9 protein-coding genes are annotated in these 7,847 nt (G+C 39.1%); 8 read left to right on the top strand and 1 reads right to left on the bottom strand.

Going from position 1 to position 7,847, the window contains the following annotated elements:
- A partial coding sequence (ispE, locus tag KQI69_RS09730; protein WP_216565184.1) for a 4-(cytidine 5'-diphospho)-2-C-methyl-D-erythritol kinase occupies nt 1-473 on the bottom strand: 473 nt, incomplete at its 3' end.
- Nucleotides 474-849: 376 nt separating this feature from the next.
- Here ispE and KQI69_RS09725 point away from each other — a divergent pair.
- The 8 genes from KQI69_RS09725 to atpC all read left to right on the top strand — a co-directional run bounded on the left by KQI69_RS09725 (nt 850) and on the right by atpC (nt 7,598).
- Complete coding sequence (locus KQI69_RS09725) at nt 850-1,518, top strand: F0F1 ATP synthase subunit A (protein ID WP_216565185.1); 669 nt, start codon at nt 850-852, stop codon at nt 1,516-1,518.
- 172 nt (nt 1,519-1,690) lie between these two features.
- Nucleotides 1,691-1,921: an ATP synthase F0 subunit C gene (gene atpE / locus KQI69_RS09720; RefSeq protein WP_022224257.1), complete on the top strand. Its 231-nt coding sequence runs from the start codon at nt 1,691-1,693 to the stop codon at nt 1,919-1,921.
- A gap of 105 nt (nt 1,922-2,026) precedes the next feature.
- Entirely contained in the window at nt 2,027-2,479 is a 453-nt protein-coding gene (atpF, locus tag KQI69_RS09715; protein WP_216565183.1) for a F0F1 ATP synthase subunit B, read from the top strand.
- The gene (atpH, locus tag KQI69_RS09710) at nt 2,457-2,975 is read left to right on the top strand and encodes an ATP synthase F1 subunit delta (protein WP_216565182.1); all 519 of its coding nucleotides are present in this window, start codon (nt 2,457-2,459) and stop codon (nt 2,973-2,975) included. The genes atpF and atpH overlap by 23 nt, the downstream gene beginning before the upstream one ends.
- A gap of 5 nt (nt 2,976-2,980) precedes the next feature.
- Nucleotides 2,981-4,480 carry a F0F1 ATP synthase subunit alpha gene (gene atpA, locus KQI69_RS09705; protein WP_216565181.1) on the top strand — a complete coding sequence of 500 codons (1,500 nt, stop codon included), beginning with the start codon at nt 2,981-2,983 and terminating at the stop codon, nt 4,478-4,480.
- 16 nt (nt 4,481-4,496) lie between these two features.
- Complete coding sequence (gene atpG / locus KQI69_RS09700; protein WP_216565180.1) at nt 4,497-5,399, top strand: ATP synthase F1 subunit gamma; 903 nt, start codon at nt 4,497-4,499, stop codon at nt 5,397-5,399.
- A 249-nt stretch (nt 5,400-5,648) separates the two neighbouring features.
- Nucleotides 5,649-7,046: a F0F1 ATP synthase subunit beta gene (atpD, locus tag KQI69_RS09695; RefSeq protein WP_216565179.1), complete on the top strand. Its 1,398-nt coding sequence runs from the start codon at nt 5,649-5,651 to the stop codon at nt 7,044-7,046.
- 138 nt (nt 7,047-7,184) lie between these two features.
- A complete protein-coding gene (gene atpC, locus KQI69_RS09690; protein WP_216565178.1) occupies nt 7,185-7,598 on the top strand; it encodes an ATP synthase F1 subunit epsilon in 414 nt (137 codons plus the stop codon).
- Nucleotides 7,599-7,847: the final 249 nt, after the last annotated feature.

Raw genomic sequence — 7,847 nt, 5'->3', positions numbered from 1 at the left:
ATCTCACCTATGCCCTCTGCAAGCATCGTGCCTTTTCTTATGCAGAAAGGCACATCAGCTCCGAGTTTTAAACCTATTTCGCACAGTTTTTCGGTATCAAGCCCAAGTCCGCACAATTCATTTATTCCGATAAGTGTGGCGGCACAGTCGGAGCTTCCGCCTGCGAGTCCGGCAGCGGCAGGAATATTCTTTGTGAGATGTATCTTAAATCCACCTTCGATATCAAAGGTATCTTTCATAAGTTTTGCGGCTTTATATACAAGATTTTTTTCGGCAGGTATTTTGTCGGGGAGTTCTTTGTTCATTGAAAAAAGAATCTCTTCGTCAGTTATCTTTTCAAATGAAAGTTCGTCACATACATCTATACTCTGCATTATCATGGATAATGTATGGTATCCGTTTTCAAGTTTTCCTGTAACATCAAGTGTAAGATTTATTTTTGCAGGTGTTTTTTTTATTAAAATATTTCCCATAATTTTTCTCCTTTAAATCTAGAATTTTTCATGTATTTATTGTCTTAGTTTTAATATATAAACGCAGCTCAATGCGTGAAAAATCAGTCTTTAAGCCGAGTTTACAGAAAATTAACATATAGTAATAATAGCATATTCAGGTAAAATTTAGTATATAAAAATTACATAACCGATATGTCAAAAATACTTTTTACATATCGGAAGTGCTGTAGTTATAATAGCAGTCGTTAAAGGAAGATTGACATAAAAATGTTACAAATGCCATTTGAAATGCAGCAGGTAAAATGTTTAGTTTCGATGCAGGTATTTGGATATCATGTCTTTCTTAAAAAATAAGATGGAGGTGAATAGTGTGGATACTCTGGTAGAGAGTCTGATGGAAGAACTGAACTGTGATACAGTATTTACTATTCCAATATTTGGCGGCATACCTGTATATGAATCGGTAGTCGTGACATGGATAATAATGCTTGCAGTTCTTGTTTTATGTGTTCTGCTTGTCAAAAACCTGAGTATAGAAAATCCTAGTCGTAAACAGCTTGTTTTGGAAACAGCGGTGAGTGGATTGTACAATTTCTTTAAAGGTACAGTCGGTGAAAACGGTACAGCATACATACCGTATCTTGCATCGGTGGCTATTTACATAGGAATAGCGAACCTTATCGGTCTTTTAGGATTTAAACCACCGACAAAAGATATGAATGTCACCATAGCACTTGCACTGATGAGTATTATTCTTATCGAAGTTTCGGGTATTCGTCAGAAAGGTACAAAAGGGTGGCTCAAGAGTTTTGCTGAACCAATGCCTATAATATTACCAATCAATATATTGGAGATATTTATCAGGCCACTTTCATTGTGTATGCGACTATTCGGAAATGTACTTGGTTCATTTGTAGTCATGGAGCTTTTAAAACTTGTAGTTCCGGCAGTATTACCGGCATTTTGCAGTATGTACTTTGATATATTTGACGGTCTTATCCAGGCGTATGTCTTTGTATTCCTGACTGCATTGTTTATAAAAGAAGCCACAGAAACGGAATAGTACAGTAAGGTTTTTTGAAAACAGACTTCTTAAATACAGTACAAATTTAGGAAGATAAGATTTTATATTGAGTGAAAATTGATTAAAGATTAGATAGCAACATAAGGTTAAAAAAGATAAAACCTAAAATTTAAGAAAAGATTTAAAAGAAACAGAAAAGGAGATTAATATTATGTCAACAACATTATTAGTAGCAATCGGAGCAGGAATCGCAGTTTTAACAGGTATCGGAGCAGGTCTTGGTATCGGTAAGGCAACATCTTCAGCAGTAGACGCTATCGCAAGACAGCCTGAAGCATCAGGAAAAATCAGCAGCTCACTTCTTTTAGGTTGTGCACTTGCAGAAGCAACAGCTATTTACGGTTTCGTTATCGCACTTCTTATCATCTTACTTCTTAAATAAGATAAACATTGACCGTGAGTTATTGTCTGTCAAATGTGCAGACAATAACCATATTGTTGATACAGACTATGTTTTTTTAATGGATTGTTGAAAGAAGGACAATATATGTTAAGTATAAACCCATGGAATATTTTATGGACAGTTGTTAATCTGCTTGTCATATATGCGATATTCAAAAAGTTTTTATTTCAGCCTGTTATGAATGTCATCAATGCACGAGAGGAAATGATAAATAATCAGTTCAAGAGTGCTAAGGATGCAGAAGACGAGGCTGACAAACTTAAGAAAGAATATCACGACAAGATTAAGACAGCAAAGATTGAGGCTGACCAGATATTAGCAGATGCTAAGGAGCGTGCTGATGAGGCTTACAATTCCCAGATGGAAGACATCAGAGTTGAGACAGAACGCTTGAAAGAGAAAGCCAAGAGAGACATCGAGGCTCAGCATGAAAAAGCAATGCAGGCAACACAGGCAGAGATTGCAAAACTCGCCGTTGTAGCAGCAAGAAAAATTTTAGAGACAGGTGATAGCCGTGACGCAAACAGCAGTAAATAGTGCAAAGGTTTTGTACGATCTGTCGGTGGACAGAAAAGATGTAAATGATGCAGAGGATATATTGTCACTTACACCTGTTCTGAAAGAAGTTTTGGAATGTCCTGTTGTCAGTCTTGACAAGAAGGAAAAAGTGATTGATGATATTTTCCAAAAAGCAAAACTTTCGTCCGTAATCGCAAATTTCATAAAGGAAATGTGCAAAGTAGGTAATGCCGATGAACTTAGCGATATTTTCAAGGCTTACCATGAATATTGGGATGAAAAAAATCACATTCTTCGTGCCACAGTAACAAGTGCAAAGGAAATGTCGCAGGATGAGATAAAGAGTATAAAGGATGATATTAAAAAGAAATATCCAGAATATACCGTTGAATTATCTGAAAGTGTGGATGCTTCGTTACTTGGCGGATATGTAGTTAAGACAAAGATGGAAGAATATGATAAGAGTTTCACATGGCGGTTGAGCCAGTTGGAACGAAAAATGACTGGGAGGTGAATTTGTTGGGAGCTATTAGCGCAACAGATATCATATCTATAATTAAAAAAGAGATAGAAGATTTTGATTGGGACGATTCGGCAAGAGAAACCGGAGAGGTTATCTGGGTCGGTGACGGAATCGCAACAATATATGGTATAGACCATGCAATGTATGGTGAAATCGTAACTTTTGAAAACGGTGTCAAGGGAATGGTTCAGGATATAAGACAGAATGAAATCGGATGTATTCTTTTTGGCAGTGACCTCGGTATCAAAGAGGGAACAAAAGTTGTAAGAACAAAGAAAAAGGCAGGTATTCCTGTCGGAGATGCATTTCTCGGAAGAGTCGTAAATGCATTAGGTGAGCCTATTGATGGCGAGGGAGATATAAAGGAAGACGATTATTTCCCTGTTGAGCAGGAAGCACCAAGTATCGTGGACAGAAAATCGGTTGATACACCGCTTGAGACAGGTATTCTCTCGATTGACTCTATGTTCCCTATAGGAAGAGGTCAGCGTGAGCTTATCATCGGTGACAGACAGACAGGTAAGACTTCTATAGCTACAGATACTATCATCAACCAGAGAGGCAAGGATGTTATCTGCGTATATGTCGCAATAGGACAGAAAGCTTCAACGGTTGCAAAAATCGTAAATACATTAAAGAAACATGATGCAATGGATTATTCTATCGTAGTTTCATCTACTGCAAGTGATCCGGCATCATTACAGTATATTGCTCCATATGCAGGAACAGCACTTGCAGAGTATTTTATGCATAAAGGAAAAGATGTTTTGATAGTTTATGATGATCTTTCAAAACACGCCGTTGCATACAGAGCAATCTCACTTTTGCTTGAGCGTTCACCTGGTCGTGAGGCTTATCCTGGTGATGTATTTTATCTTCATTCAAGACTTCTTGAGAGATCGAGCAGACTTAGTGATGAACTTGGCGGAGGTTCTATAACGGCACTTCCTATCATAGAGACACAGGCAGGAGATGTATCAGCTTACATTCCTACAAATGTTATTTCTATCACAGATGGACAGATATTCCTTGAGAGTAATCTTTTCTTCTCAGGTATGCGTCCTGCCGTAAATGTTGGTTTGTCAGTATCCCGTGTAGGTGGTGCGGCACAGACAAAGGCAATGAAGAAAGTTGCCGGAAGTATCCGTATCGACCTTGCACAGTACAGGGAAATGGAAGTGTTCACACAGTTTTCTTCTGACCTTGACAGTGCTACAAAGGCACAGCTCGATCATGGTGAAGCACTTATGGAGCTTCTTAAACAGCCGCTTTGCAGCCAGCTCAGTCTTCATGAGCAGGTTATTACACTCTGCCTTGCAAATGCAAGTGTATTTGACAAAGTTGGAAAGAAGAATGTAAAGAAACTTCAGATGGATATTTTAGGACAGTTTGATACAAAACATCCTGAGATTGGCAAAGAGATAGATGATAAGAAAGTGATTTCTGACGAGATGATAAATAAGATCGTTGAGTTAGGAAAGGAAATGTCTAAATAGAATCGGAGGAATATTTATGGCAAATATTAAAGAGATTCAGGATAGAATGAGAAGTATTCAGGATACATTAAAAATCACAAATGCCATGTATATGATCTCTACATCTAAACTCAAGAAGTCAAAGAAAATGCTTGCAGATACAGAGCCTTACTTCTTTGCTTTGCAGTCAGAGATGAGTCGTATTTTGAGACATTTGCCTGAACTTGAAGATATATATTTTGAATCCGATTCAGCCGTAGAGAAAAAGCCTGAAGAAAAGCGTGTAGGTTATATTGTAGTTACAGCGGACAAAGGTCTTGCTGGTTCATACAACCACAATATTATGAAAGCAGCCTACGAGCATCTTCAGACTCATCCAAACAACAAACTTTTTGTTCTCGGAGAACTTGGAAGACATTATTTTGAACAGCAGGGTGTACATATTGACAAACAGTTCCACTACACTGTTCAGAATCCTTCTCTTAACAGAGCAAGAAACATATCAGAGGAACTTTTGCAGCAGTACCATGAGGGAAAACTTGATGAGATATACATCATTTATACCGCCATGGTAAATGCAGTTGCAGAGGAAGTTGAGATAAAGCAGCTTCTTCCACTTAAGAGAGCAGATTTTACCGCAATGCATATTCCGGTGGATGCACCGAGAGAGGAACTTGCACTTGTTCCTTCGGCAGAAGCGGTTATGGATAGAATAGTTCCTGATTATCTGGTAGGTTTCGTGTATGGTGCACTTGTTGAGGCATTTTCATGTGAGCAGAACGCCCGAATGATGGCGATGGAAAATGCGACGAACAGTGCAAAGGATATGCTGCATGAATTGGATATTTTATATAATCGTGCCAGACAGGCGGCTATTACACAGGAGATAACTGAGGTAATAGCGGGTGCGAAGGCACAGAAACGCAAAAAGAAAAGATAGTTTGCGAAACAGGTTGCAGGCTGTGCTGATTGCACAAATATAACAAATAATACCACAGGCACGTTCTCGCTATGATGTTGCTCGTAGCAGTACATAAATGGTGAAAAGACCACCATTAAGTACTGACGGTGACAGAAATGCCTGATAACATTATTTGTTATATTCGTACAATCCAATAAAAGTTTGCAAAAGTTTCGCAAAGATTTGTAGAGTTAAATGTTGAAAGATAAAATAATAATGGAGGCAGAGATGAATACAGGAAAAATCGTACAGGTTTCCGGACCTGTTGTGGATGTTGAGTTTGAAAATGATGACCTGCCGGCAATCAGAGATGCATTGGAAGTAATGAATGGCGATAAGAAATGCGTTATGGAAGTTGCACAGCATATAGGTAATCACATTGTACGCTGTATCATGCTGGCAGCCAGTGAGGGTCTTTGCAGAGATATGGAAGTAACAGCAACAGGAAGCGGAATCAAAGTTCCTGTTGGTGAGGATACACTTGGCCGTCTTTTCAATGTACTTGGACAGACAATTGACGGAGATAAGCAGCCTGAGGGTGAAGCTAATTGGGAGATTCACAGAGAACCTCCTACATTTGAGGAACAGAATCCTGCTGAGCAGATTCTTGAAACAGGTATCAAAGTTATCGACTTACTTGCACCATATGCAAAAGGTGGAAAAATCGGTCTTTTCGGTGGTGCCGGTGTTGGTAAGACTGTACTTATTCAGGAGCTTATCAGAAATATCGCAACTGAGCACGGTGGATATTCAATATTTACTGGTGTAGGTGAGCGTTCCCGTGAGGGTAATGACCTTTGGACAGAAATGAGAGAATCAGGAGTTCTTAAAAAGACAGCGTTAGTGTTTGGTCAGATGAACGAGCCACCTGGAGCACGTATGCGTGTTGCTGAGACAGGCCTTACAATGGCTGAGTATTTCAGAGATGAGAAACAGAAGGATGTGCTTTTATTTATTGATAACATCTTCCGTTTCACACAGGCTGGTTCAGAGGTTTCAGCACTTCTTGGCCGTATGCCTTCAGCCGTAGGTTATCAGCCGACACTTGCAACTGAGATGGGTGAGCTTCAGGAGAGAATTGCATCAACAAAGAACGGTTCCGTAACATCAGTACAGGCTGTATATGTACCTGCCGATGACCTTACAGACCCGGCTCCTGCAACAACATTTGCACATCTTGATGCGACAACAGTATTATCAAGAAAGATTGTTGAACAAGGTATCTACCCAGCCGTAGACCCGCTTGAGTCATCATCAAGAATACTTGAGGCTGACATAGTAGGCGAGGAGCATTACAATGTGGCAAGAGAAGTTCAGGGAATTTTGCAGAAGTATAAGGAATTGCAGGATATTATCGCAATCCTCGGTATGGAAGAACTTGCAGACGAGGATAAGACGGTCGTATTCAGAGCAAGAAAGATACAGAAATTCCTTTCACAGCCATTCCATGTAGCTGAGAACTTTACAGGCATTAAAGGTGTTTATGTGCCGGTAGAGGAGACAATTCGTGGATTTAAGGCAATTCTTTCAGGAGAGATGGACGAATATCCTGAAAATGCTTTCTTCAATGTAGGAACGATAGACGATGTGAAAAAGAAAGCAGAGACTATGAAAGACGCAGAGTAAATATGATTTTCGTGTGAGATTTAAAAGTAAAGATTTTTTGCAGGATTATATCGGTAACACAAAATGTACTCGGTATTATTAAAATTAACTTGCACGAAGTCTTGGATTTTAAAGGGTTTTACACAGAAATGAGGTAATATGGCTAATTCGTTTTATTTAAAAGTTATATCTGCAAACAGGGTATTTTTCTCAGGAAAATGCGAGTCTGTAGTAGTACCTGAATTTGATGGAGAAAAAGAAATCCTTGCTCACCATGAAAATATGGTAATCGCCGTAAACCGTGGAGATATGCGTTTCAAACCGGAGGGCGAGAGTGAGTGGCAGGAAGCTGTTGTAGGAATGGGACTTGTCGAGATAATGAATAACCGTGTGACACTGCTTGTGGAAACAGCAGAGCATCCGGAAGAAATAGATATGGCGAGAGCTCAGGAAGCGAAGGAGAGAGCCGAGGAACAGATGCGTCAGAAACAGAGTATTCGTGAATATTATCATTCCAGAGCTTCACTTGCAAGAGCGATGGCGCGCATTAAGGCGGCAAGTGCAAAGAAATAAAAGATATATTGTATAGATATAGTATTTATTGTAAGTTATATGTGGATAAAAATTAAATATGAATAGATAATCGTGTGTTTGCATTGATGAACAAGCAGGAGAAAATTTTGTGGATAAAAGAAAGGTTTTTTCCTGCTTGTTTTGTACTAGTACAACGAAAATTAAATCTTTGATACATTGAGTATGAATGTGATTTCGAGAGTGCATGTCAAAAAACGCAGGTGTAGCGGGCTACATCGAGGCTTTTTG

Origin of the sequence: Eubacterium sp. MSJ-13, assembly GCF_018918235.1 — a bacterium.
Lineage (GTDB): Bacteria > Bacillota > Clostridia > Lachnospirales > Lachnospiraceae > Butyribacter.
This window is presented reverse-complemented; position numbering and strand designations above follow the sequence as displayed.

What these genes read in the sequence shown, in the direction of transcription:
- KQI69_RS09725 (WP_216565185.1), top strand. Translation starts at nt 850, where the DNA reads ATGGAAGAACTGAACTGTGATACAGTATTTACTATTCCAATATTTGGC.
- atpE (WP_022224257.1), top strand. Translation starts at nt 1,691, where the DNA reads ATGTCAACAACATTATTAGTAGCAATCGGAGCAGGAATCGCAGTTTTA.
- atpF (WP_216565183.1), top strand. Translation starts at nt 2,027, where the DNA reads ATGTTAAGTATAAACCCATGGAATATTTTATGGACAGTTGTTAATCTG.
- atpG (WP_216565180.1), top strand. Translation starts at nt 4,497, where the DNA reads ATGGCAAATATTAAAGAGATTCAGGATAGAATGAGAAGTATTCAGGAT.
- atpD (WP_216565179.1), top strand. Translation starts at nt 5,649, where the DNA reads ATGAATACAGGAAAAATCGTACAGGTTTCCGGACCTGTTGTGGATGTT.
- atpC (WP_216565178.1), top strand. Translation starts at nt 7,185, where the DNA reads ATGGCTAATTCGTTTTATTTAAAAGTTATATCTGCAAACAGGGTATTT.